This window comes from uncultured Leifsonia sp. (genome assembly GCF_945957465.1).
Classification (GTDB): Bacteria; Actinomycetota; Actinomycetes; order Actinomycetales; family Microbacteriaceae; genus Leifsonia.
This window is the reverse complement of record NZ_CAMFLC010000032.1, coordinates 22,500-45,218: the sequence shown is the minus strand read 5'-3', so window position 1 is coordinate 45,218 and position 22,719 is coordinate 22,500. Positions and strand designations below refer to the sequence as shown.

General features: G+C 67.3%; 28 protein-coding genes. 12 read left to right on the top strand and 16 right to left on the bottom strand.

Translation table 11 applies throughout. The annotated features are described in order from the left end of the window. From Q0Q23_RS14075 to Q0Q23_RS14065, 3 genes are all read right to left on the bottom strand, one after another. Positions 1-410, bottom strand: a 410-nt coding sequence (locus tag Q0Q23_RS14075; RefSeq protein ID WP_295125086.1) for a helix-turn-helix domain-containing protein, incomplete at its 3' end; no start/stop codon positions are given. A gap of 7 nt (positions 411-417) precedes the next feature. Beyond that, entirely contained in the window at positions 418-1,014 is a 597-nt protein-coding gene (locus tag Q0Q23_RS14070) for a recombinase family protein (protein WP_295125083.1), read from the bottom strand. Positions 1,015-1,222: 208 nt separating this feature from the next. After that, complete coding sequence (locus tag Q0Q23_RS14065) at positions 1,223-1,627, bottom strand: heavy metal-responsive transcriptional regulator (protein ID WP_295125080.1); 405 nt, start codon at positions 1,625-1,627, stop codon at positions 1,223-1,225. Positions 1,628-1,682: 55 nt separating this feature from the next. Between Q0Q23_RS14065 and Q0Q23_RS14060 the strand changes: the two genes are divergently transcribed. The 6 genes from Q0Q23_RS14060 to Q0Q23_RS14035 all read left to right on the top strand — a co-directional run bounded on the left by Q0Q23_RS14060 (position 1,683) and on the right by Q0Q23_RS14035 (position 5,754). Beyond that, complete coding sequence (locus Q0Q23_RS14060) at positions 1,683-1,982, top strand: thioredoxin family protein (RefSeq protein WP_295125077.1); 300 nt, start codon at positions 1,683-1,685, stop codon at positions 1,980-1,982. 66 nt (positions 1,983-2,048) lie between these two features. After that, positions 2,049-3,401 (top strand): NAD(P)/FAD-dependent oxidoreductase, encoded by a 1,353-nt coding sequence (locus tag Q0Q23_RS14055; RefSeq protein ID WP_295125074.1) that lies wholly within the window; start codon positions 2,049-2,051, stop codon positions 3,399-3,401. Between the two features lie 169 nt (positions 3,402-3,570). Then, positions 3,571-3,768: a hypothetical protein gene (locus tag Q0Q23_RS14050; protein ID WP_295125071.1), complete on the top strand. Its 198-nt coding sequence runs from the start codon at positions 3,571-3,573 to the stop codon at positions 3,766-3,768. Further along, positions 3,768-4,598, top strand: a complete 831-nt coding sequence (locus tag Q0Q23_RS14045) for a Fic family protein (protein WP_295125068.1) — start codon at positions 3,768-3,770, stop codon at positions 4,596-4,598. The genes Q0Q23_RS14050 and Q0Q23_RS14045 overlap by 1 nt, the downstream gene beginning before the upstream one ends. After that, a complete protein-coding gene (locus tag Q0Q23_RS14040; RefSeq protein ID WP_295125065.1) occupies positions 4,598-5,191 on the top strand; it encodes a recombinase family protein in 594 nt (197 codons plus the stop codon). Before Q0Q23_RS14045 ends, Q0Q23_RS14040 begins: the two co-directional genes overlap by 1 nt. Beyond that, a complete protein-coding gene (locus tag Q0Q23_RS14035; protein WP_295125062.1) occupies positions 5,188-5,754 on the top strand; it encodes a hypothetical protein in 567 nt (188 codons plus the stop codon). The genes Q0Q23_RS14040 and Q0Q23_RS14035 overlap by 4 nt, the downstream gene beginning before the upstream one ends. Here Q0Q23_RS14035 and Q0Q23_RS14030 read toward each other — a convergent pair. The 3 genes from Q0Q23_RS14030 to Q0Q23_RS14020 form a co-directional block, all read right to left on the bottom strand. Continuing rightward, positions 5,751-5,936: an AlpA family transcriptional regulator gene (locus tag Q0Q23_RS14030; protein WP_295125059.1), complete on the bottom strand. Its 186-nt coding sequence runs from the start codon at positions 5,934-5,936 to the stop codon at positions 5,751-5,753. The genes Q0Q23_RS14035 and Q0Q23_RS14030 overlap by 4 nt on opposite strands. A gap of 23 nt (positions 5,937-5,959) precedes the next feature. Then, positions 5,960-6,052: a ribonucleotide-diphosphate reductase subunit beta gene (locus tag Q0Q23_RS14025; RefSeq protein WP_295125055.1), complete on the bottom strand. Its 93-nt coding sequence runs from the start codon at positions 6,050-6,052 to the stop codon at positions 5,960-5,962. A 255-nt stretch (positions 6,053-6,307) separates the two neighbouring features. Further along, positions 6,308-6,721: a hypothetical protein gene (locus tag Q0Q23_RS14020; RefSeq protein WP_295125052.1), complete on the bottom strand. Its 414-nt coding sequence runs from the start codon at positions 6,719-6,721 to the stop codon at positions 6,308-6,310. Between the two features lie 211 nt (positions 6,722-6,932). Between Q0Q23_RS14020 and Q0Q23_RS14015 the strand changes: the two genes are divergently transcribed. Genes Q0Q23_RS14015 through Q0Q23_RS14005 form a run of 3 tightly spaced genes read left to right on the top strand, consistent with a single transcriptional unit; the run spans position 6,933 to position 9,913 of the window. After that, positions 6,933-7,352 (top strand): MobC family plasmid mobilization relaxosome protein, encoded by a 420-nt coding sequence (locus Q0Q23_RS14015; RefSeq protein WP_295125049.1) that lies wholly within the window; start codon positions 6,933-6,935, stop codon positions 7,350-7,352. Then, positions 7,349-9,049, top strand: a complete 1,701-nt coding sequence (locus tag Q0Q23_RS14010; RefSeq protein ID WP_295125046.1) for a relaxase/mobilization nuclease domain-containing protein — start codon at positions 7,349-7,351, stop codon at positions 9,047-9,049. Before Q0Q23_RS14015 ends, Q0Q23_RS14010 begins: the two co-directional genes overlap by 4 nt. A gap of 15 nt (positions 9,050-9,064) precedes the next feature. Beyond that, positions 9,065-9,913, top strand: coding sequence for a hypothetical protein (locus Q0Q23_RS14005; RefSeq protein ID WP_295125043.1), 849 nt, complete (start codon positions 9,065-9,067; stop codon positions 9,911-9,913). Between the two features lie 141 nt (positions 9,914-10,054). Here Q0Q23_RS14005 and Q0Q23_RS14000 read toward each other — a convergent pair whose 3' ends face one another. From Q0Q23_RS14000 to Q0Q23_RS19985, 10 genes are all read right to left on the bottom strand, one after another. Then, positions 10,055-10,915 carry an MT-A70 family methyltransferase gene (locus tag Q0Q23_RS14000; RefSeq protein ID WP_295125040.1) on the bottom strand — a complete coding sequence of 287 codons (861 nt, stop codon included), beginning with the start codon at positions 10,913-10,915 and terminating at the stop codon, positions 10,055-10,057. A 43-nt stretch (positions 10,916-10,958) separates the two neighbouring features. Next, positions 10,959-11,732, bottom strand: a complete 774-nt coding sequence (locus Q0Q23_RS13995; RefSeq protein WP_295125037.1) for a BglII/BstYI family type II restriction endonuclease — start codon at positions 11,730-11,732, stop codon at positions 10,959-10,961. 97 nt (positions 11,733-11,829) lie between these two features. Then, positions 11,830-12,525 carry a DUF4913 domain-containing protein gene (locus Q0Q23_RS13990; RefSeq protein WP_295125035.1) on the bottom strand — a complete coding sequence of 232 codons (696 nt, stop codon included), beginning with the start codon at positions 12,523-12,525 and terminating at the stop codon, positions 11,830-11,832. Continuing rightward, positions 12,522-14,318, bottom strand: a complete 1,797-nt coding sequence (locus Q0Q23_RS13985; RefSeq protein WP_295125032.1) for a type IV secretory system conjugative DNA transfer family protein — start codon at positions 14,316-14,318, stop codon at positions 12,522-12,524. Before Q0Q23_RS13985 ends, Q0Q23_RS13990 begins: the two co-directional genes overlap by 4 nt. Continuing rightward, on the bottom strand, positions 14,315-15,889 hold the full coding sequence (locus tag Q0Q23_RS13980; protein ID WP_295125029.1) for an ATP/GTP-binding protein: 1,575 nt from the start codon (positions 15,887-15,889) through the stop codon (positions 14,315-14,317). Before Q0Q23_RS13980 ends, Q0Q23_RS13985 begins: the two co-directional genes overlap by 4 nt. Next, on the bottom strand, positions 15,889-17,400 hold the full coding sequence (locus tag Q0Q23_RS13975) for an SCO6880 family protein (protein WP_295125026.1): 1,512 nt from the start codon (positions 17,398-17,400) through the stop codon (positions 15,889-15,891). The genes Q0Q23_RS13980 and Q0Q23_RS13975 overlap by 1 nt, the downstream gene beginning before the upstream one ends. Beyond that, complete coding sequence (locus tag Q0Q23_RS13970; protein WP_295125023.1) at positions 17,387-18,919, bottom strand: hypothetical protein; 1,533 nt, start codon at positions 18,917-18,919, stop codon at positions 17,387-17,389. The genes Q0Q23_RS13975 and Q0Q23_RS13970 overlap by 14 nt, the downstream gene beginning before the upstream one ends. A gap of 77 nt (positions 18,920-18,996) precedes the next feature. Further along, positions 18,997-19,740 carry a hypothetical protein gene (locus Q0Q23_RS13965; protein ID WP_295125020.1) on the bottom strand — a complete coding sequence of 248 codons (744 nt, stop codon included), beginning with the start codon at positions 19,738-19,740 and terminating at the stop codon, positions 18,997-18,999. A gap of 7 nt (positions 19,741-19,747) precedes the next feature. Continuing rightward, complete coding sequence (locus Q0Q23_RS13960) at positions 19,748-20,056, bottom strand: hypothetical protein (protein ID WP_021756266.1); 309 nt, start codon at positions 20,054-20,056, stop codon at positions 19,748-19,750. Continuing rightward, on the bottom strand, positions 20,053-20,688 hold the full coding sequence (locus tag Q0Q23_RS19985; protein WP_363316255.1) for a DUF6668 family protein: 636 nt from the start codon (positions 20,686-20,688) through the stop codon (positions 20,053-20,055). Before Q0Q23_RS19985 ends, Q0Q23_RS13960 begins: the two co-directional genes overlap by 4 nt. Positions 20,689-20,826: 138 nt before the next feature. Between Q0Q23_RS19985 and Q0Q23_RS13950 the strand changes: the two genes are divergently transcribed. From Q0Q23_RS13950 to Q0Q23_RS13940, 3 genes are read left to right on the top strand one after another with little or no spacing between them, the layout of a single operon-like run. After that, entirely contained in the window at positions 20,827-21,102 is a 276-nt protein-coding gene (locus tag Q0Q23_RS13950; protein WP_295125013.1) for a helix-turn-helix domain-containing protein, read from the top strand. Then, positions 21,102-21,656 carry a hypothetical protein gene (locus Q0Q23_RS13945; RefSeq protein WP_295125010.1) on the top strand — a complete coding sequence of 185 codons (555 nt, stop codon included), beginning with the start codon at positions 21,102-21,104 and terminating at the stop codon, positions 21,654-21,656. Before Q0Q23_RS13950 ends, Q0Q23_RS13945 begins: the two co-directional genes overlap by 1 nt. A 2-nt stretch (positions 21,657-21,658) precedes the next feature. Next, positions 21,659-22,717: a M23 family metallopeptidase gene (locus Q0Q23_RS13940; protein ID WP_295125007.1), complete on the top strand. Its 1,059-nt coding sequence runs from the start codon at positions 21,659-21,661 to the stop codon at positions 22,715-22,717. Positions 22,718-22,719 lie beyond the last annotated feature (2 nt).

Sequence of the window (22,719 nt, the reverse complement as noted above, 5' to 3'; positions counted from 1 at the left end):
TGCCAAAGAGCGAGACGCTTCAGGTGTTGCGGTGACCCCTTGAACCTGCGCAAGGTGACAAGGGCCGGATCCAGTGCCTGGACGATCTGCCGCACCGTCGCATAGCTCGGCGCCGGCACCTTACGGGCCGTCGCATCGGTGACGGCGAGACGGTGCAGCGTGGCGATACTTGGCCGGGGCCGGGTCAGCGCCAACTTTTCGATGAAGGTGACTGTCTCGGCCGAGGTCCTGCGGATGCCCCTGTCGGTGCGGGCATGAGGGTCCAGGGCGGTGAGGCCGCCTACTCGGTAGAGCTGGTGCCAGCGTTGCAGGGTCCGGGCGGAAATCCCGGTCTCTCGGGCGAGGACTGCGAGTGGGATCTGGTCCTCAACATGTAGTCGAAGAACATGCCACCGCTCGGCTGCGTCCACGTGTCACCTACACGGCGCCGCTCTCGCGAGCAGCGAGGGCCTGCTGGTGCCGGTACAAGGTTGCCCGGCTCCACCCTACGAGTTTCGCCGCATCCTTAGCGGTCCGGCCCTTTGCTCTCGCCTCGGCGACGAGTTTGAGCTTGTCGGCGACGACAACCGGATCAGCCAGGGGTCGACCGAACTTGGTGCCGCCTTTCCGGGCGGCCGTGATTCCGGCGTTGACGCGTTCCGTAATAAGCTCGCGTTCGTACTCAGCCAGGGTGGCGAGCATGTTCAGCATCAGCCGCCCCGACGTCGTCGACGGGTCGATCCCATCCGAGATGCTCTTCACCTGCACGTCGCGTTCCCGGAGCAGCTTCACCGTGTTGAGCACATCGATGAGTGATCGCCCGAGGCGGTCGACGCGCCAGACGACGACGGTGTCGCCAGGCTGGGCATACTCGAGGAGCTTCTTCATCCCCGGGCGGGAGATGGCGGTCCGGCTGCCCGAGGTCACATCAGCGAAAATATCCCGCTCTTGGACGCCGGACTTGACTAGCGCGTCGACCTGCAGCTTCGCGTCTTGGCTTCTGGTGCTGACCCGTGTGTACCCGAGATGTCTCACCGGGCCATTCTGCCTCAACAACTGCTAGCAGTGGCAGAGAAGAGACACCTCGCGGCAAGACAAGTTTCCAAGACAAATCGCGTCCCAGAACTCCTTCATTTCCTCTCGCCGCTCGGAAGCCATTTCGCGTGTCTCGGAAAGCTTTACATTTTCGAGACGCTGCCTCTAACAACGAGGATGCCATCGATGGCCGCGACTCACGCCCCGCCTATGGCTGAGGGTGTGGGATGATCTGGCACACGACGCCCGCCGTGCACTCAGCTTGATCGAGGTCCCGGCTCGCCTCGATGAGGTGCTGTAGTTCTGCCTCGAGGAGTGCGAGTTCTCGTCGCCGAGCGCGCACCTCTTCGAGTTTCCCGACGAGAAGGGTAGTGACATGTTCGCACGGCACCTCGCCGGCCTGGCGGAGGGCGAGGATGCTGTCAATATCAGTCAGCGTCAGCCCGGCGGCCTGTGACGCTCGGATGAACCGTAACCGCGCGGCAGTCGCCTCATCGTACTGGCGGTACCCGTTCGCTTCACGCGCTGCGGAGGGTAAAAGCCCCCGACGTTCGTAGAATCTGATGGTTTGCGCTTTCACGCCGGCTACGAGGGCCAAATCTCCAATTCGCATGTCCCTATTTCACCACTTGACCTTGCACCACAGTGCAAGGTTTATTGTCGGTCCAGTGGAGATCACCTTGCAATACTTCGATGGATGCCCGAACTGGAAGATCGTTGAGGAACGGCTGGCCGTCATCGCCAAGGACCGCCCCGACATCACCGTGACCCGCCGCCTGGTGGAAACGCCAGAGGAAGCGGAAGCGACAGGGTTTCACGGGTCCCCGAGCATTCTGGTCAACGGCACAGATCTGTTCCCCGACGCGCCGGCTTCCGTTGGGCTCTCCTGCCGTATCTACGTCACGCCCGACGGCTTCGCTGGCGCGCCGACGCTCGAACAACTGCGGGTAGCGATCCCCGCTAGATGAGTAGAACGACTCCGAACAACTGCACGATTTGATGCGGCCAGGGTGCCGGCAGGAAGGAAATCATCCATGAGCGAGGAATACGACCTGTTCGTGATCGGCGCGGGGACGGCCGGTATGGCTGCTGCGAACAAGTGCGCCGCCCAGGGGTGGCAGGTGGGCATTGTGGACGCTTTGCCTTACGGAGGCACCTGTGCGCTCCGTGGCTGTGATCCGAAGAAGATTCTCCGCCGAGGTGCAGAAGTGATCGACGCTGCACACCGGATGCGAGACAAAGGCATCACCGGGAACGGCGTCGCGATCGACTGGTCCGCGCTGATGCGCCACAAACGAGGGTTCACCGATCGTGTGCCGCAGCGGATGGAGGACGAACTCACCCGCAACGGGGTGAGGACCTTCCATGGCACCGCTCAATTCACCGGACCCCACGAGATCGACATCGACGGCACAGGTCACCGTGCGAAGCGGTTCCTAATCGCCTCTGGGGCCCGCCCCCGCCCATTGACGTTCCCCGGCCACGAGAACTTGGTCGACAGCACGGACTTCTTGGAACTCGACGTATTGCCGCAGCGAATCGTGTTCATCGGGGGCGGGTTCATCTCCTTCGAGTTCGCGCACATCGCCGCGCGTGCCGGAGCGGAGTGCCTAATCATCGACCACGGTGACCATCTCCTTAAAGAATTCGACCCGGATCTCGTAGAACTTCTCATCACTAGGAGCGAGCAGACTGGAATCCGGATACAACGCGCCGCCACAATTACCCGAGTGACGCGCACCACAGCTGGACTAGACGTCACAGTGAAAAAGGACGATAGGACCCTCACGTTCGGCGCCGACCTCGTAGTCCACGGCGCCGGCCGCGTACCCAACCTTGACGGTCTGGATCTCGATGCCGCCAACATCGCATCCGGGAACCAAGGAGTCATCGTGGCGGGTCACCTGCAAAGCAGCACGAATCCGGCCGTGTACGCTGCGGGCGACGCCGCCGACACTTCCGGCAAACGATTGACGCCCGTTGCATCGTTCGAGGGGAGGGTCGCAGCATCTAACATGCTCAAAGGCACCACCATCGTCCCCGACTATACGGGCGTTCCCACCACCGTCTTCACGGTCCCGGAACTCAACCGGGTCGGCCTCCTCGAACACGAAGCCCGAGACAGCGGCCTCAACATCAAGGTGCGGTACAACGACACCAGCGGTTGGTACTCCAACTACCGTGTCGGAGAAACAACCGCGACCACGAAAGTCATCCTCGATAAGACCACTGACAAGATTCTCGGGGCCCACCTACTCGGACCTGGCTACGCCGAACTGATAAACATTTTCGGTCTTGCCATCAAGCTCGGGCTGACCACCCGGCAGCTGAAGTCCATGACCGCGACCTACCCATCCATCGGCTCCGACCTTGGATACATGCTGTAGAAGATCCGCACTAGCTGCGCGCCATATAGCGCTGCGAAAACCACGCCATTTAGCGCTGCGATTCACACACCGAAACTCTCCACCGAAACCCAAACCAACCGAAACCCGGTTACTGCCGTTTTCGGGTGAGTTGTAGTAGAATGGAAGCAGCTCACGGAAGGGGCGCACTATGGCACACGCAATCGCAACCGCTCGGCCGACTCAGGCCGACGTCGATGAGCGTCTGGCGTTCGCGGACGCCGCCCTTGCCCTGGCCGGCCACGAGGTCACCGACCCGGAGTTGCGGGCCATTCTCGAGCGTCAGGCACGGCACGAGCTGACGGGGGACGAGGCGCGCGAAGCGATCCGCCGACACGTTCAGGGCTGATGGCCCGCGGGCACATCTTCCGTACCTGGGATGACTACTTCATCCCAGGTACGTCTGTGTTGCGGAACAAGTTCACCGCACCGGGCAAGCCCTACGGCGAGACTGACCCCGACAAGCTGCGCACGTTGGAGGAGGCATTCGCCCACTCGCGCATCCAAGAGCTGGCGGAGACACCGATCGCGGGCCGGTTCGACTACGACCATATGAAGGCGATCCACGGCGCGATCTTCCAGGACGTGTACGACTGGGCCGGGCAGGAGCGCGTCGCGCCGGTCGGGCAGTTCATGACCAAGGACGGGCACGCCTACTACGGCGCCGGCCCGCACCTGACCGCGGCCGCCGAAGCCGAGTACGCGAAGCTGGCGAGCAAGAACTACCTGCGCGGCTTGGAGCCGGCGGAGTTCGTCGATCAGCTCGCGGAGAGCTGGGGCGAGGTCAACGTGATCCACAGCTTCCGCGAGGGAAACACCCGCAGCCAATTCGTGTTCTTCTCGCAGCTTGCAGAACAGGCCGGCTATCGGATCGACGCCACGCAGTTCGCTTCCGGAGCGCCGCTGCGCGATGCGTTCGTGGAAGCCCGATTCCATAGTCAGGACACCGGCCGCAACGACCGGTTGGCCGCGGTACTCGGGCAGGCGATTGCCCCTTTTGACGCCGGCCCCGGCGAGTCACACCACGGGGCTGAGTCGAGGAGCCCGCTCTGGCAGGCGAGCTTTCCACAGTCCGCGAACGCCGCCGGCCGCGCGTCTACAGCGCCGTCAGCGGATCCGCGTCGCGGGATGTTGCGGCAAGCAGGCCGGGGGTATCGAGCAGAGCCGGAGGGGCGCTAATGAACGTCGTTGGCTACGCGCGAGTGAGTACGCGCGAGCAGAACCCGGATGCGCAGGAGGCGGAGCTGCGGGCGGCTGGCGCGGGCCGCGTGTTCGTCGACCGAGGGGAGTCGAGCAGGGTCGCTGATCGGCCGCAGTGGGTGGCGTGTCTGGACTTCCTCCGGGAGGGAGACACGTTGGTGATCCGGGCGCTGGATCGCATCGCCGGATCGGAGTTGATGGCCATTGAGCTGATCCGTGATCTTGGCCGGCGCGGCATCCGGCTACGGAGCCTGACCGAGCCGTTTCTCGACGTGGACACGTCGACGCCGATGGGGGAGGCCATCGTCGGGATCATGGCCGTGCTCGCTCAGCTCCGCGTCGCCACGATCCGGGACAACACGATGCGGGGTCTTGCTCACGCTCGCGCTCAGGGCCGCGTCGGCGGCCGACCCTCGGTGATGACCCCGGAGCGGGTCGAGGAAGCAGCGCGGATGCGTCAGGCCGGCGTGAGCATCGCGAAGATCGCCCGCACCTTCGGTGTGGGCGCGTCCAGCGTGTCCCGCGCTCTGGCCAGGTACGACGAGACAGGTACGCACAAGGCGTCCGTGTGAGCGCCCGGACCGAGCTGGAAGTGCTTCGGCCGGAACTGTTCTGGTTCGCCGCCCGCGAGGACGCGCCCTGGTTGGCGGACCCCGGAGACGGCCGGTATGAGCACGCCAGGCCGCTGCGGTGGCCGCTGATCCTGCCGCTGCTGAGAACAACCACCGACGCCCTCAGAGCCGGCGCATGGATCACCGCGGAGGACGGAACAACGTTCCTGCCGCCCGTCGACCTTGGCCAGCTCACGGTCGAGGAGCAATGGACGTTTGTCATGTTCTTTCACGATCCGATCGACGTCGACCCGTGGGACGACGGCCTCAGCGATGGACGGCACCGGACGTGGGGCGCCTGGGGCGCCGATCCCGATCTAATCCTGCCGCTTCGCTCGCGACTTCTAGCCGATGCAGCACTGGTCGATGACCCTGTGTACGTCCCACCGGCACGCCGCCACGAGTACATCGAGGCGTATCGGGAGGAAGCCAACGAAGGCTTGTCCCAGCTCGCTCAATCGGTACGTGACCGATCGCCCCGGTACGTTGCCGGCCTAGAGAACCTTCGAGCACTAACCGACTAGCGTCGGTCCCCGCTCGGCTCAGGACTGCCACCGTCTAACCACTCTGCGACCTCCGAGCTGAGGTATCGGACGGTGCGGGGAGTGATGCGGATGTAGGCCGGCCCGATGCCCTGGTCACGTAGCCGGCGCAGGTGCTCGACGTCGACGCCGAGCTGCGCGGCGAGGGCCTTGGGTGTGAGCATCGTGGGCCTCTTCTGGTCGTCGTTCACTGGCACGAGTCGCATCCCATCTCGTCCATCGGGTCGACGGGTACGACGTACCCTCCGACGTTCTCGATCTGCTCGGTTTCCCTGTCCATCGTTCGGCCTTCCGGTTGTTGTGTGTCCGATTGAAAGTTGGCAGTTCGGCGCTTGCGACGAGCTGGCTGCTTTCAACGGAACACTGGCCGACTTGCACGCAGTGGAGAGGCGGTCAAGGGGAGCCCGCAGGGCTCTCCCGAAGGGACGCGTAGCGCCCTTGACGGCCTCGTAGCGGAGTGCAACCCCGCACCGCGGGGACATGCGAAAGGCCCCACGCCGCAGAGCGGAACGCGGGGCCTTTCGTGAGTGCGTGGTCAACCCTCCGAGGACGTCTCCTGCGCTGGTTCGGTAGCCGTATCGGAGACAGGTCGGTTCGCTGGCTTGCGCGTTGCGCGTCGCCGGGCGCGAGCCTTCTTGTCGGGCTCGGAGAACCCGATCTTGCGAAGCTCCTCCGCGGTCCATCCGGCGCTCACCGCGGCGGAGTACGCGCGCACGTCATCGCGCTCCGCGTTGGCGATCCGCTCCGCGATCCTCGCTTGCAACTCGGTCAGCTCTCGGTCGGTCTGCTCGCGCACGTCGACGAGCGCCTGGCGCGCCTCCGCGACGCCACGAACGGCATTCAGCCGGTCGTCCTGTAGACGCCGCGCACGCTCGATTGCTTCCTCTGGTGTCAGTTGCGTAGCCATGCACTCATGGTACGGAGCTGAGCGCTTCTCGTCGACGCCCATCGACACATTCACAAGCACGCGCGGCGAAGCCGCGGCCACTCCCGTCTGACGACGTGAGCAACAGCAATCGGAGTCCCGGACGGAGCAAGCTATATGATCCGGTGACCGGATCGGGCTTGATCCTCGACACCGGGTCGAGGATGCGGCACACTGGACGTGTGGTCCCCGCGTTTGGCGGGGTCGCTGCGCTGGGCCGAGAGGAGGTGACGGCATGGCCGTTTCTGACAGCGCGGGGGAGCAGGAGCCCCGCCGCCAGGCACGCCGCCGTCGCGTCGAGGGCGGCCGCCGGCACCGTCATGTCGTCCGCGTCACTCCGGAGGAGGAGGGGCAGCTTCTCGCGCTCGCCTTGCAGTACAAGGTGAGCGTGCCCAAGCTGCTTGTGGACTCCGCTCTCGCCGGAGGAGCTGCGGCCGCCGCGTCGAATGCGTCGGTGCGGCACGAGGTCATCGCTCAGATGTTCTCCACGCACCGGCTCCTGGCCACGATCGCGAACAACGTGAACCAGATGGCGAAGGCGACGAACGCGACCGGCGACGTGCAGGCTGAGATGGTGGTGACGCTGCGGAAGGTCCGCGAGGTTGCCGATCGGATCGACGCATTCGTCGACGAGCTGAGCGGTGCAGCGTCGTGATGCCGAATGTCGTCCGCGGCGATCGCATGTCGGGACTGATGACGTATCTCACCGGCCCAGGCCGGTCGAACGAGCACACCGAACCGCACCTGGTCGCGGGCGATCCGGCGCTGATGGCGTGGCACGATGACGCGGAGCTCGGACGCGACGCGGCGCTGTCGATCGCGCGTCACTTGGACAAGCCGCGGGCCGCGTTCGGCGTCGAGGTTCCGGGCGGTCACGTGTGGCACTGCTCGCTGTCGCTGCGCGCCGACGAGGGGATGCTCACGGATGAGGACTGGGGGAAGATCGCTAACGACTTCATCACGGCGATGGAGTTCGACAGCAACGAGGGCACAAAGGCCCCGTGTCGGTGGGTTGCCGTCCGTCATGGTGTGTCCTCGAACGGCAACGACCACATCCACATCGCCGTGAACCTGGTTCGCGAGGACGGCACCAAGGCATCGATCCACAACGACTTCCACCGCGCCCAGGTCGCGGCCCGAGCGCTTGAAGTGAAGTACGGATTGGAGCAGCTGGAATCGGTGCGCGCCGAGCGCTCCACACGCGGGTACGACCCGGCCGGGCGGGAGGCTCAGGCACGGTCGCGAGCACGCGCGAAGTACGAACGCACCCGCCCGCAGTTCGGCGATAACGCCCCACGCTGGGAGCACCTGACCGGCCCGGACCGGCAGGCTCGGATCAGCGCCGAGCTGCGCACCGATCAGCCCCGCTACCTGCTGGCGTTGAAGGTGCGAGGATGCGCGAGCGCGGCCGGCGACGAAGCCGAGTTCGTGCGGCGCATGCGTCGCACCGGCTTGCTGGTTCGTCCTCGCTACGCGGACGGGCGAACCGACGTCATCACCGGCTACTCGGTGGCCGAACGACCCGCGGCCGGGGAGCGGCCGATCTGGTACGGCGGCGGCCACCTTGGCCGCGACCTGACGCTGCCCCGGCTGCGCGACGGATGGCCGGACACACCGACCGGGGCGAGCGACGCGGCCGCGGAGTGGAACGCCGCCAAGCGCGGCCGCCGCGTGGTCGCACCGGGAGCCGAGACGCAGGAGCCGGACCCCGAGCTGTGGGGCCGGCGCAACGACGAGCTGCGGCAGCTCGCCGACCGGCTGCGGTCGGTGCCCGTCGACGACCGAGACACGTGGGCCACGGTCGCGCGACAGACGGCCGGCGCATTCGCGGCCTGGTCCAACGCGACCGAGGAGACGCCCGGCGACCTCGCCGCGGCGTCGGAGGCACTGTCCCGATCGGCGCAGACCTACACGCGCACCGTGCGGCCGCACCGTGCCGGAACGACCGCCATCTCCGGGGCGGCGATGCTGCTTGCCAGCGCCGCGCGCGGCGGTCAGGGCACGGTGGCGCAGGCTGCCATGATTCGGCAGCTCCTCCGCCTCACCCAGGCGGTGTACGAGGCCGCACAGGCCGCCGAGCAGGCCCGGCAGGCGCGACTCCTGGCCGAGGACGTGCGGGCGCGTCTCACGCGCGTACGCGACGCCCTACCGGCGGTCAGCACCGAGGCGTCGTCGACGACGGCCGCGCCGGCCGCGACGCTCGACCCGGAGACACAGGCGATGCTCGATCGGCTCCGCGCCGGGCAGGGCCAGCCGGCCACCGCGGCGCCGTCGCCGGTCCCGAACAACATCGAACCGACGAAGCCACGACAGAGGACGGGGCCGGGCGCAGAGCGCGGCCCGGAACGATAGGAGAGGGGGCCGAACATGGCCGAGGAGAGCGACGGGATCGCAGAGGCGTTCGAGGGGCAGCTCCGCGTGCTGGTGACGGCTGCGGGACAGGTAGGCGAGCGCATCGCCCGCGCACGGGAGGACGCGCTGCGCCGAGCACAGGCCGCGAGCGAGCGCGAGGCGCGCGAGCTGCGGACACGGTTCGACGCCGAGCAGCGCACGGCACGCACCGAGTACGCAGACGTCTACCGGTCGGACTGGTGGGAGCGATCGACGCCCGAGCAGATCGGCCGCACGTACCAGACCACCCGCGCATGGGCGCAGGACGACCCCGAGGCCGCCCGCGCCGAGGAGAGGATGCGCGAGGAGCTGCGCACCCGCTACGGCGTCGACGCGGCCGATACGGGCGCCGACGCGGCCGCGGTCCGCGCCGCCGTCGAGCGCGCCGAACAGGAGCGTGCGCAGGCCGACGTCGAACGGCACCGCTCAACGGTCGAGAGCGTCGAGGCACAGCAGCTTCTCACCCAGGCGGACCAGCAAGACCGCCTGGCGGAGCAGGAGCGCGCCGCGGCCGAGTACGAGCCCGACCCGGAGGAGCGTACTCGAGCTCAAGCCGAGGCAGACGAGCGCACCGTGACCGCCGACGCTGCCCGAGAGGACAGCGCGGCCACCTACGACAGCTCCGAACGGCGCGCGTCCACCGCGGCGGAGTTGGAGAGCAAGGGCATCGATCAGGAGGTCATCGCGACCCGGATGCGCGCGGACGTCAGCCAGGCGAAGCCGGCCACCGCCGCGGTGGCTGCCGGCGGTCCGACCAAGGCACCGAAGGCGCGGAAGGCGCGCAGCCGCGGGGTTCAGGTGCAGCGCAGCGAACAGAGCCGCTGAACCGGACACCAGACAGGGAGAAGGGCCGCGCTGGGGGAGCGCGGCCCTTCTTCGTGCCCCGTCGCTGGGGGGATCGACGGTGGGTCAATTATTGGGCGACCGACCGAAGCGACAACACCCCCTGGTTCATAGCGTCGGCCGTCAGGAAGCGACGGCTGTTTTCGCGGGCCGGCCGCGGTTCCGTTTTTTGACTCCGGCGCGGTCGAGAAGGGTGCGCACCCTTTGAATGCTGTACCCAGTGTCCTGAGCAAGCGTGTGGATGCTCGTGCCACGCTCATACTCGTCGGCCAAGATGCCGGCGATGCGATTGGACAGCCACTCGCTAGTGCGCTCGTGGGGCTCCAACATCGGGACCCGTTCAAGCTCGCCACCGGCATAGCCGCGGTAACTCTGCCCCTTCGGGACAACCTCGGCGTCCGCCTCGTTGCCCCATGCACTCCAACCTTCCCGCGCGTAGCGGGCGAACATCTCCAGGTAGGGGCCGGGTGAGCACGACTCGATGAGGTCGTACTGTTCATCGGGCTTCCGGGAATGCTCGCGCTTACGAGTCTCGATCATGTTGACGGTCGAGCGAGCCGGTGCCAGGGTGCGCATGGAACCCTTGACACCGAAGAGGATCGGCTCGGTGACGTTGCGAAAGTAGAAACCAACGCCGCGACCGTCCGGCCCACCGTCCTTGCGGCGCTTCGCCCAAATGATGTTGGAGACGTAGCGGAACCCCCACGCTTGTAGCACCTCGATTCCTTCAAGCAAGAGGGCATTGGGCACCCAGAGGTAAAGGTGGGCGTTCTTGGCTGTGACGTCACCAACCGGAAGCGCCTTGATCTGGTCAAGATCCATCGTGCTGTAGCGATCCAGCCGCCGATGCTCCGGCGCGACCTTGCCCGTTCGATTCGTGAAGCGCCACGGCGGGTCGGCCAGAACCGTCTGGAAGCCTCCCTCGACCGTCGGCAGGGGGGCGATGTCTGGGGTCTGATCGATACTCAGGGCGGCGCTCGTCACAAGCACACCCTAGCAAACAAAGATCTAGTTACCCGTATTGGATCTATTCGTCCAACGTGTCCGTGTCGTCGATCGCGTTGTCCTCTTCCGGCTCGTCGTGAATGTCCGCGAGCGAGGAAGGGGGCGTGGCTGGCTCACCATCCCACGTGGTCGAGTTGATGGCCACGGCCAACACCGGACAACCGCCAGCGTCCCCGCGCGTCAAGCGTGGCAGCAGCTTGTCGAGGTTAGTAGTCGTGGTCGTGCCCAGTACCTTGCGAGCCTCAGCCTCCGGTATTCCGACACCAATGCGAAGCTGGTAGCCGAATGCGCGTAGATCATCCTGTGTCCGAGTGACGAGCACCGCTGCGTCGATGAGGCCCGCATCGAACAGTGCCCGGTACGCGCCGAGATCTCGGTCGAGGTTGCCGTCTTTCGCGTTCCACTCCAAGTCGAGAGCGACCCGGCCCTTGAAGTTGTCCACCTTGTAGCCGCGGTTCGAGACGGTCGAGCTGGTGACAGTTGCCTCCCGCTCTCCATCCGGGCGGTAAGGCATGATGCGCAGCTTGAGCTCAATCTCCGTGTCTACGCGCGCCTCGCGCCACCCGCGCGAACGCAGCGCCGTGTTGAAGCGCTTGGCCAGCTGTGACTCTTGGCCACCAGGATTCACCAGGTCGTCCGCCTTCAACTGAAACTCATCGAGCGACGCAACAACCTCGTCGAATAGGTCGGTGTTCGTCGCCCAGAGGACCGCAGCGGCGTTGCGTGTCTCGGTAAAGGTGTAGCGAGCGCGAACCGCTTCGGGGACGAATCGTTCGTACGAGCTGGTGAGGTCCACCTTCAGAGCCTATGGCCGGCAGGAGCGTCCAGAGCGGCCGACGAGCCCAGGCCGGCTCGCATAACCCCAGCACTGGGGGCATGGGATGGATCGCGACCTACTGGTCGCCGTTCGGCTCCCGCACGTCGGGGAACAGCCCTTCCGGAGGTCGCTTGTAGGGCAGCGGATCGCCCTTGCTGCATTGGTTCTCCACGGCCATCGCGTCGGCCGGCGCGAACGGGCCTTGGGGGTCCATCAGCACGGCCAAGTGCGTGTCGGCGTGGTCACGCCACCACACACTCATCCCGGTCGAGGGATCGCGGCGCAGGAACTCCCAGGAGCGCCAGAGCGCTTCGAGACGGATCACCGCCTCGTCGTACTTCCACCATTCGGCCGCCCACACGCGGTTCTTGCCGTCGATCTTGCGCCGGTACACGTTGCGCAGATACTCGCGCAGGAACTCGTCGACGCTGCCGTAGGTCAGGACGGATTCTGCCGCGTCCGGCACATCGGCCGCGGCGTCATCGTCGAGCCCGGAATCTTCGAGCTGCGCGGCGATCGCCGCGGCGGCCGCCGTCTCAGCCCGAGCGCGGAGCGCGTCCAGCACATCGTCGGTCAGGGCGTCCTTGACGGCATCGGCGGCGACGGCCGACACTTCCTTGCGCACCAGCGACTTGACCGCGGCATCCACCAGCTCGTCGGCCAGGCCGCCGACGTCGATGCCGAATGCCCGGCCACCGGCCGGAGCTGCTGCAGTGGTCGACGAGCTGCCGGCGTCCTGCGGCTCGTAGTCGTCCTCGCCCCAGTCGCTCACGATCGCGCCTCGCTCCCGATGGTCGCCTCAACGGCGGCGACGTCGTGCTGCGCCTCGCTGATCGTGTGCTGGGCCTGCGGGTCGTGCGCGGCAATCGACGCCCGCACATCGGCCGCGTGCGGGCCGGTCATCCACGGCTGAGTGCGGATCAGCGTCGGCCGAGAGCCGGAGGAAAGCACCACGGCGCGCCCCTTGGGCATCGCGGCCAGGTCCGCGACGTCCAGGATGCGCTCACGGTGGAGCTGCTGCGACACCGTGCGCTGCCCGCGCCCGCTCGACGTCGACGAGGAGAGCCGGTCGTAGTCACCGATCACCCGCGAGAGGTCTTCGAGGAAGCCGGCCTCCGAGACGCCGCCGCCGTAGACCTTCACGTTGGAGGCCGACCACAGCTTGCGCATCCCGGACTCGCCCCACACTTCCACGCCCTGCGACCAGCTCTGCAAGATCGTCATCAGGACGATGCCGCGCGAACCGTAGTGCGAATAGAGGTTCGGCAGGTCGCGCCAGCGGCAGACGTTCGCCGCCTCGTCCAGGACGCCCAGAAGCGGCGTGCTGAGGCGGCCGCCGGCCGACCGAGCGGCCAGCTCCTCCGCCGCTTCCACCACGGCGACCGTGAGCGCGGTCACCAGCGGGCCGGCAGTTCCCTGGCCCTCCTTGGAGAGGCTGTAGAGCGTGCCGCCCTCGCGCACGAACGCCTCCGGGCTGAACTGAGGCCGCCGATCGCTCGCGTTCCCGCCCAACGGGGTCACCCAGCGGGCGACCTGACGGTTCGTCAGGCAGGACGCCATCTGCTGGGCGGTGCCATAGACGCCGCCGCGCTGCTTCTCCGGCGCGTCAATGACGCCGGCCACCTGGTCGGCGGTCAGCGGGAAGCCGTGCTGTCGAAGGATCTCCACCGCCGTGTCATCGGCGGGCCGGGTCAGCCACGTGTACACGTCCGTGATCGGGCGGCCGTCCAGCGCCGCGGCAAGCAGGAGGCCGGCAAGCAAGTCCTTGCCGGACGAGTCGAAGAACGCTTCGGTCTTGGCGTCCGCGTCGCGGGAGCCGGAGGCGAAGTGCTGAGCCATCTTGGCGGCGCGTACCTCGTCGGTGACGTAGCTCAGCGGGTTCCACCACCAGGTGGGCTCCTCCAAAGCGATGCCCTGCGGGTCGAACACCCACACCGGGCCGGCCTTCTCCCGCACGTCACGGGTGGCGTCTACGACGTCGCGCTTGTTCGAGGTGACGAGCACCCCGCCGGGAGCGGCGAGAATGGCCGGTACGGCGCGGCTGGTCGTCTTACCGGTGCGCGGCCCCCAGATGTCAATATGCATGTCCTCCCAGGAGCCGTAGAGCGGCTGCCCTGACGCGACAGTGCGCCCGATGGGAACACCGGGCGCGTCGGGCACGCCGAGGCGCTGAGCCTTCTCCAGAGCGCTCTTGCGGCTGAGGTCCGCGACGTCGCGGCCGCGGCCCATGTACGCGGCCGATCGGTCGACGCGGGTCCGCCCCTTCCGGTAGCGGGCGATCGCCACGACGATCAGGACGGCGAGGGCGAGCACGATCGCCGCGACCACGGCGATAATCCACGTGCCCGACGCCGGCCACGGCACCTTGCCCATGAGGACCTGGAACGTCAGCGTGAAGGGATCACTGCTGAGAGTGACCCCCGTGTGGTCGAGCTGGTGGCCGAGCCGAACCGCGAGGTTCACCCCGACCACACCGACGATGACGATCACGATGCCGGCGGCGAGCAGAATGGACTCCGCCGACAGGCCGCCCGGGTCGCGGCGGCGGTTGTTCGGCGTGCTCACGACACCGCCTCCTCCGGCTCGACGGCGTGCAGGCGCCGGCCGACACGGGATTGCGCGTGCCACCGCTTGTTCGTGTCGTTGGTCGAGCGCTCCGTCTCGGTCAGCTTGACCGTGATCGGGATGCCGGGGCGGCCACCCACCTTGATCAGGAACTTGCCGCGGCCGGGAGGCTCCGTCTCCTTCCCGGTCGTGGCGTCCCACGACGGCGGCGCAGACCAGCCGGTGAGGAGACTCTGCTCCGCCAGCGAGAACGGCACGGCCGTGGTCAGCAGCGGCATCTCCGAGTGCGGAAGGCCGCCTACCACGACCATGCCGGCACGCTCGACGAACCCGCGCGCCTTCATCCGGTCCTCCTCCGTGGGGAGAGCGTCGAGGTCGCGCATCGTGTGGGTGATCATCGCCTGCCCGACACCGAACTGGCGGTTCAGACGGGTGAGCGAGTCGACCCGATCCACCATGCCGCTACCGGAGCGGAGCGCCTGCCACAGCTCGTCCATGATCACGAAGTAGTGCCGCTGCGGCTCTAGGCCCGCCTCAGCTAGAGCGTTCGCCACGTTCACCGTGGCGAACCCGTTCGACCAGCAGGCAAGCAGGGTCGCGGCGCGCAGGTCAACGTCGGTCTCTTTCAGCCCGGAAATGTCGTAGACCACCGGACGGTCACGCCGCATCGGATTCGTGGTCGGCCGAGAGAACGTCTCCCCGAGGCGGCCGCCGCGGGCGAGGCTGATCAGCGATGCTTCCAGCCCGCGGGTCGTGCGCTGGTACTCGGCAAAGTCGCCACGGTCGACGGCGACCTCGCGCAGCTCGGCCGGGCCTTCCTGGACGATCGCAAGCAGGTCCGCGAGCACCGGCACCTGGTCGACGAACCGCCGATCCAGGATGCGGAGCGCCTGATCGACGATCGACTCCTCGACGTCGGACGGCGGCTGCTTGCGCAGGATCGTCAGCAGGGCAGAGACGATCGTGAGGCGTCGGCCGTGGGCATCCGCCTCAACCTCCTCCGCCTCCTTCTCATACCCGGCCTCACGCAGCCGCAGCGCGGCTTCGGTCGACTCGCCCGGGTCTAGAACGTTCAGGTGCCCGCGGCCGCGGCCCAGACGGATCACCTGTCCGCCGAGCGCCTCGATCAGGTCAACATAGTCCGGCTTCAAGTCTCCGAGGATGAACGGGATGGAGCCGAAGCCGGCCAAGCCGGCGGCCATCCGTCGAACCGTCGTCGACTTCCCCAGGCCCGGCAACCCGAGCACGAACACGCTCGGGTTGCTGATCAGCTTCGCGCGCTGGAACCACGAAATCGGGTCCGCGCACACCGTCGCACCCGTGTAGAGGTGCCGCCCCAGCGGCACGCCCACGAGCGGTGCGCCCGTACCCACCGAGAACGGCCACAGCCCGCACACCTGAACAGTGGTGCCGCGGTACTCGACGGGTGCCTGCACGTATCCGGCAGTACCGCGGCCGCGACCGATCCAGCCGCGCCCACTGGGGCGCAGCGGGCGCGGCTCGGTCGTCGTCTGCGCCTTCTGAGTGGGGCTCTTGGTGCTCTTGCGCTTCTTGTTCGTCGCCATCGTCATCACACCCGCTCCCGGAGCGTGGAGGGAACCTGAACGTGCTTGGTCGGGATCAGCCCCAACGGCAGCGCCATCGCGAAAGCCGAGTCCTGCGACCCGTACACCCGGCGCACGCGCAGGCGCGCACCGGCCGACAGGTTGTCGATCGCGGCGGCCGCCTCCGGCTCCCTGGCCGGGTCGAGCACCGTCGCGGTGACCAAGATTGCGAAGTTCACCAGCCCGGCGCCGGATGCCTCCTCCTGCGCGGTCGCGGCCGCGGCGCGCACCGCGAGGGTGTCACGCGCCTGCGGCTTCCGCGTCGCGCTGGCACGGAACTGCGCGGCCGTCAGGTCCGACTCCACGAGTCCGGCCGCACGGGCCGGATCGATCGGCTTGTAGAGGATCGTCACCCGCTTGCGAGCGATATCCCGATGCGGGGCCAGCAGCCGGGCGAGAACACCCGACTGCACCGTTCCCCGCGGAGCCTGCGTCATCGCCCAGGTGACCGACGTCGCAGAATCGTGGCGGTAGTCCGCCCACGACGCCTGATGCGCGGTCGGCCCGACATCCGGCCACGACAGCTCGGGCGTCTCACCTTGGGCGTGCGCTTCGTCGATGAGCTGTGCTGCCGCCGGGTCGTAGGCGATCCGGATCGTCTCGCACAACTCCTGCGCCGCGAGCGGGCGAGCAGCCCCCGCCCCGGTGGCCTGCAAGTTGCCGGTCAGACCGGGCAGGCGCGCAGCGAGCTCGCGCGCCATCTCGTCCGGCTTGCGAGGCTGTGCACCCTTGCGCGGGATCGCGTTAAAGGTCAGCGTCACGAACGCCTTCACCGTCGACGAGCCCGCGGGGTAAGTGTCGATGACTTCCCGCAGCATCGCCTGGGCGAACTCGGGAGCGTCCGGGTCGAGATTCAGCTCGACCTCACGACGCAGGCGGGTGCCGGACTCCGGGGCCGTCTCGATTACGACCGAAGCGCCCTCGATACCCGGCTCGTCGGCCAGGTGGGACAGCCAGTGACCCCAGTCGGCAACCCAGGTGTCGACCTGCAACGGATCGACCAGCGACGCGCCGTCAGGCTCGGTCCCGATCACCACGGCGTAGGTCTTGCTGACGGGCGTGTAGACGAGCGCGAACGGACGGCCGTAGGAGTCCGTGTGCTCGCTAAGCCGCGTCGCTGCCGCAACGCCGGGAAGCTGGTAGGTGCCCCACTCGGTGCGGCCCAAAGGACCGGACCGGTACAGGTGCGTCCCGCGCGAACGGGCAGAGAACCATCCGATCCGGTTCGAGGCGCGGGAGAGGACACTGCGCCCATCAGCGTTCTTAAGCACCAGGAGGAGCAGCAGACCGCCCGCGATCGCCGCGGTGATCAGCGCTGCCAGGATGCCGGCGGACATGAGCGCGATCAGGATCGCGAACAGGGCCACGAACAGCAGCCCCGTACCCACCGTGCCCAGACCAAGCAGGCCCGGCGACGTCGGACGCCGCCAGTTGCCGTAGGTCCGAGGGCCTTCCTGAGTTGAATCAACGGCCACCACTGGGGCCTCCCTCCGTAGATTGTTCGCCAACGCTCTGAACGGCCTGTGCGGCCTTCTTCGCGCCGTCAGCGACCACCCCGGCCGCTGCCCCCACGCCCATTCCGATCGGCCCGGCAGCCGCACCCGCGGCCGCACCACCCGCAGCAGCACCGCCTCCGGCTGCCGCGCCACCGGCCGCAGCTCCGCCACCGACCGCAGCTCCACCACCGGAGCCCGCGGCCGCACCCGTCGACTTCGCTGCACCCGTGGACGCACCACCACCGCCGCCGGGCTGAGACGCAGGCGCGCCGCCGCCGCGGCTGCCCGAGGGCGATCCGGTCGAGCCGGTCGAACCCGTGCTCCCAGTGCCCCCATCGGGGCCGCTGCTACCGCTACCCGTGCCGAGACGTCCCAGCGCCGCAGCTCCGGTTGGAAGCGCGGCCATAGCGGCCACGCCTATAGCGCCACCCGCGCCACCAGCCATCGAGCCAACGAGCGGCGTGACGAACCTCATCAGTGCTGGCATCGCGAACAGCGCGATCACCATCAGCATGAGACCCGTGAGCACGGCCAGCAGGCCCGTGCCGTCGTCCTTGAACACGTTCGTGCCGACGAGCTGGAACGCGGCCGCGTACACCAATGCCGCCGCCGGCTTGTAGAGGATGAACGCCAGCAGCCAGCCGACGTTCTTGCGGAACCACGCCTTGCCGGTTTCGAGATTCGTGAACGACGCCGACAGCGGCAGGATGCCCGTCAGGATGACGAGTATGCCCCCGCGGGCGACCATGAGCACGATCTGAAACGCCGTCGCGAGGATCGCGATTAGCCCCAAGATGATGATCAGCAGCGAGCCCAGGCCACCCGCGGCCGGGTTCGTCGTCAGCGCCAGCAGGTTCAGCACGTTCGTGCCGAAGCACGTGGACCCGGCCGCGGCTACATCGCAGTCCAGCGACTTGTTGATGATCCAGACCGAGAACGAGTCGGACGCCGCGACGAGGAGGCCGACGACGGTCACGCCGGCACCCGCGACGATGGTCAGCGTCACGAGGCTTTTCAGCGTCTCCCGTCCCGGTTCGGCGCGCTGTTCCCACGCCATCCGGGCACCGCCGATGATAACCGACAGCACGGCCAGCGCGCCCATGTACCACCAGAGCCCCGCCTGCAGAAACGCGACCGCGCCTCCGGCGCCGCTCGGCCCCGAGGCGATGATCGTCGAGACGAGCGAACTCGCCCCGCTGATCAGGACCACCGCGCCCAAGATGATGCCGGCGCGGCCGACCGCTGCAATGCCCTGGCCTGATCGCAAGCGAGAAGCCACGATCATCCCGAGGATGATCATGGCGATACCACAGATGGCCAAGGACACCCACGTGACGTAGCTGAGCACCGTCGTGATGCCCTCCGAGTTCGGAGCCGACGACCCCGCGGCGATCGACGAGCTGCCACCCGATCCGGTCAGGTTCGGGGTGCCGATGTTCACCCACACCGTTCCGAGCGAGGCCACCGCCTTACCGAAAGCCTCCTGGACCGCCTTCGCCATGTTGTCGATCGCGTTACCGATCGCACTCGATGCGAGGTCACCGACGCAGGCGGCCGGATCACCAAGTGAGCAAGCCATCACTGCCCCCAGGCGGTGTATCCGGCAAGGTTCGGGACGCCAGCGAAGTCGAATGGTGCGTCATTGGCCGTGTTCAGCTTCCAGTCGCCATCGGCCCACACAAGGTTGTAGACCGCCGAGAAGGTGACGTTTGTCCCGTTCGACGAACCGTTCCCGCCGATGTCCACCTGAGCTGTCTTGCCGTCGTATGAGAGCAGGCGGAAGCCGGCAATCGAGAGGCGTGTGCCAGCCTGCGAGTTCCCGTTGGCCTCCTGCGCTAGGAGTTTGTCTCGGTACGGGCCAGGAGCTGCAAAGTAGCTCTGCCATGCCTTCGACGCGGCTGGGTCGCTGGGAGCGGCCAGCGCGTTTGCGGCGGCAAAGAGAGCGCCTGTCGGAGAGTGCTGGAAGCAGTAACGGAACCCGGCGGGATCGGTCTTGCCCGGCCCGTAGGTCGAGGACGTCGGATAGGCCGTGGTCCCTTCGTACTTCCACGAGGCCGCGGGTGCGCTCGTGACGCTGCCGGACAGCTCCGTTCCACCGAGCCCGCAAACGCTCGAGTCGCCCGACACGGGGCCGGGCGACGAGATGACGCTGGGAGACGTGCTCGTACTGGACGTGGGAGCCGCGTTAGGGCTCCCCTTGCCCACGTTGACGGCCACGAGGATGATCCCGCACACGACGATCAGTGCGACGACGATTGCGGCGGCGATGAAGCCCGGACGTGTGAACGGGCTCTGGCTCTCGTTCTGGTTCTCGTCGCTCACGACTACCTCACCCTCCTGCGATGGTGCCGATCCACGCGGCACCCGCACCGATCACGATCGCGCCGGCCATCGGCCAGAGAATCTTCGGGAGGGCGTCGTGACCCTCACCGCGGCGGAAGCTGACGGCGATCAGGATGCCGCCAACGATGATCGAGCCGCCGACCACGGCGTACCCGATCCACTTCAACCACGCCATGATCGTGGTGATGCCGCCCGTACCGGGCGGCTGCTGGGGGTTCGGGTTCGGAATGTCGACCGCCGGGACGTGCGCCAGGAAGTCGTTCGCCGCGGTCAGGATGGTGTGCAGCGTGCTCATCGCTGTTCCTTTCGGTAGGTGGTGCCCGTTGCACCGGGTGTGACCAGCGCGCTCAGCTCATCGACGAGTCGATGAACCTCCCGCGGAGCGTCCGTGAGAGCCGGCGGCTCCCCCAGACGCCACGATTCGATCCACGGCACGTTCCACGTGCGCGGGACACCGCCGCCGACCACCTGGGCCAGGTCGCGCAGTGGGCGCGGCAGCCGGCCGGGGGCATCAGCGACGAGAACGAGCCCGAGCAGTTCCACGTGCGGAACGAGGCCGGCCGCCCATTGGGTCGCGGCCGCCTGGGCGGCACGCAGCCCACGAGCGTGGGAGCGGGCGACGAGAACGACACGCGTCGGCATCCCCGCTGGGGGGAGCGGCCAACCGTGATCGGCAGCAAGCCAGTCAGGCACGAGCGCGGCCAGGCTCGACTCACCGGCACCACCGTGAGCTCCGAGCCACCACAGGGGCGCTGTCTGCGGGCGATCGTACGTCGGCAGCTGGTCGACGCGATCCGGAGCCGGAACCCCACGCTGAGGCCCGACCGGGCCTGTGGGCGGCGCAACAGACGGTGCGCTCGTCGTCGGAGATGTCGGCTCAGGGTCAGTGGGTCGGGATATCCATGGATTAATGCCGTCGCTCACCATTCCCCCCTCGATAATTGTGTTCGACGTCGCTAACGCGACAAGAATACTCGATCGTTCTACTGGGAGCAACAGCATGCTACAGAGATACGCACGTATAAACAGCGTTCAACAGAGCCACTTTTCGTTTACACTAGCCGCATGCGCTTGCGGCTTCCGGTGTTCCCCGTGACGTCAGGGCTTGATGCGCTGTTCAACGGGCGCAAGGAGACACTGACCGTCCCAGAGGTTGCAGAGATGTTGGGCCTCACGAAGCCTGGCGTCTACAAGTGGCTCAAAGACGGAGTGATTCCCGGCTACAAGCTCGGATCTACATGGTTCATCCTGCGGGATGAACTGAAAGAAGCTCTAGAGCAGGGGGCGAACTCACGGCGGACACAGCCGTCAGCGCGGGGTGAGGAGCACGAGGAGGGGTAATGGGGGGAAAGCGCACGCTCGGTCTAGCCGGCGTCGTCTTGGTCACGGTTGCGCTGGCCGGATGCGCCGGTAACAGCGAACAGCCGCCGAGCGAGAGCCCTTCCCCCGCGCCCTCCGGTGTCTCCATACCGGACCTGAACACCTTCACCCCAGCCCCGAACGGTACCGAACTCGACGACGAGTCCGGCGGCGGGACGGTCAACCCGAAGCCCGCACCCGCCTGGGATGCGTCGCAGCGGGCCAACGCCGTTGCCGCGTCCGAGAAGGCGCTCACGGCGTTCGCGCGCCCGGACCTCAGCTCCACCGAGTGGTGGGCGGCTCTGTCGCCTCTCCTGACGCCGCAGGCGCAGCAGGACTATCAGTCCGTCGACCCCGCCAACATCCCGGCGCACAAGCTCACCGGTAACGGGGCCATCGTGGACGACAGCAGCACCTACGCCGTGTCGGTGGACGTTCCCACCGACGCCGGCACCTACACGATCATCCTCACGCGACGCGACGGCGCGTCGCCCTGGCTGGCCAGCCGATTCACGCCTCCCGCGGGGACACACTGACGATGGATCGCAAGTCTGGGGGGCTCGTAGCGATCATCACCGTGCCCGTGCTGATCCTCGCCACGGTGTTCGGGATGCTGCTACTCACGTCGTCGGCGTCCGCGAGCTGCAACCCCACCGGCAGCAGCGCCGCCGGGGTCACCATCGACCCCAAGACCGTGCCCGACACCACGATCAGCGGATACGGGCACGACCAGCTCGTGAACGCCGCGTATGTGATCCAGGCCGGAAAGGATCTCAAGCTCAGCTCCCGCGATCAGACCATCGGCGTCATGACGGCGATGGGCGAATCCGGTCTGCGCGTGCTCAACTACGGCGACGCTGTAGGGCCGGACAGCCGCGGCCTGTTCCAGCAGCGCGCGAACGGGGCATGGGGGTCGCTCAGCGACCGCATGGACCCCTACATCAGCGCAACGAACTTCTTTAAGAAGCTGGCCACGATCACCGACCGCGACTCCCTCGCGCCCACGATCGCCGCGCACAAGGTCCAGGTCAACGCGGACCCGTACTACTACGCCAAGTACTGGGACGCCGCCGTGGCCGTCGTCGAAGGGCTCACCGGAGCCAAGCTCGGCCTGAGCACCGGCACCGGCAACCAGGTCTGCTCCGGGGTCGGCACAGGCACCGGTACCGTCAGCGCTCAGGGCTGGGCGCTTCCGGCCGCCGGCCCCATCAGCGATCCCTTCGGGATGCGCGTGAACCCGATCAGCGGCGTGTACAAGCTCCACGCCGGCGTCGATATCGCCGGTGGCTGTGACTCCCCCATCTACGCCGCCCAGACCGGCACCGTCATCGCCAGCGGCTTCGGCGTTGGCTACGGCTCGAACGGCACGATCGTGATCGACCACGGCGGCGGCGTGCAGACGGTCTACCTGCACATGTACGCCTCCGGCATCCTCGTCCAGGACGGCCAGAAGGTCACCGCAGGGCAGCAGATTGCCCGTATCGGCTCCTCTGGTGACTCCACCGGCTGTCACCTCCACTTTCAAATGATGATCAACGGCTCCCCCACCGATCCCGTGGCCTTCATGAAGACCGTGGGAATCACCATCGGCGGATGAGC

Excerpts from the sequence above, each read along its gene's own strand:
- Q0Q23_RS13940 (WP_295125007.1), top strand. The coding sequence starts at position 21,659 with ATGGATCGCAAGTCTGGGGGGCTCGTAGCGATCATCACCGTGCCCGTG.
- Q0Q23_RS14055 (WP_295125074.1), top strand. The coding sequence starts at position 2,049 with ATGAGCGAGGAATACGACCTGTTCGTGATCGGCGCGGGGACGGCCGGT.
- Q0Q23_RS13960 (WP_021756266.1), bottom strand. The coding sequence starts at position 20,056 with ATGAGCACGCTGCACACCATCCTGACCGCGGCGAACGACTTCCTGGCG.
- Q0Q23_RS13950 (WP_295125013.1), top strand. The coding sequence starts at position 20,827 with ATGCGCTTGCGGCTTCCGGTGTTCCCCGTGACGTCAGGGCTTGATGCG.
- Q0Q23_RS14005 (WP_295125043.1), top strand. The coding sequence starts at position 9,065 with ATGGCCGAGGAGAGCGACGGGATCGCAGAGGCGTTCGAGGGGCAGCTC.
- Q0Q23_RS13945 (WP_295125010.1), top strand. The coding sequence starts at position 21,102 with ATGGGGGGAAAGCGCACGCTCGGTCTAGCCGGCGTCGTCTTGGTCACG.
- Q0Q23_RS13980 (WP_295125029.1), bottom strand. The coding sequence starts at position 15,889 with ATGACGATGGCGACGAACAAGAAGCGCAAGAGCACCAAGAGCCCCACT.
- Q0Q23_RS14045 (WP_295125068.1), top strand. The coding sequence starts at position 3,768 with ATGGCCCGCGGGCACATCTTCCGTACCTGGGATGACTACTTCATCCCA.
- Q0Q23_RS19985 (WP_363316255.1), bottom strand. The coding sequence starts at position 20,688 with ATGGTGAGCGACGGCATTAATCCATGGATATCCCGACCCACTGACCCT.
- Q0Q23_RS14050 (WP_295125071.1), top strand. The coding sequence starts at position 3,571 with ATGGCACACGCAATCGCAACCGCTCGGCCGACTCAGGCCGACGTCGAT.
- Q0Q23_RS14020 (WP_295125052.1), bottom strand. The coding sequence starts at position 6,721 with ATGGGCGTCGACGAGAAGCGCTCAGCTCCGTACCATGAGTGCATGGCT.
- Q0Q23_RS14025 (WP_295125055.1), bottom strand. The coding sequence starts at position 6,052 with ATGGACAGGGAAACCGAGCAGATCGAGAACGTCGGAGGGTACGTCGTA.
- Q0Q23_RS14030 (WP_295125059.1), bottom strand. The coding sequence starts at position 5,936 with ATGCTCACACCCAAGGCCCTCGCCGCGCAGCTCGGCGTCGACGTCGAG.
- Q0Q23_RS14040 (WP_295125065.1), top strand. The coding sequence starts at position 4,598 with ATGAACGTCGTTGGCTACGCGCGAGTGAGTACGCGCGAGCAGAACCCG.
- Q0Q23_RS13970 (WP_295125023.1), bottom strand. The coding sequence starts at position 18,919 with ATGGCGAAGGCGGTCCAGGAGGCTTTCGGTAAGGCGGTGGCCTCGCTC.
- Q0Q23_RS14015 (WP_295125049.1), top strand. The coding sequence starts at position 6,933 with ATGGCCGTTTCTGACAGCGCGGGGGAGCAGGAGCCCCGCCGCCAGGCA.
- Q0Q23_RS14065 (WP_295125080.1), bottom strand. The coding sequence starts at position 1,627 with ATGCGAATTGGAGATTTGGCCCTCGTAGCCGGCGTGAAAGCGCAAACC.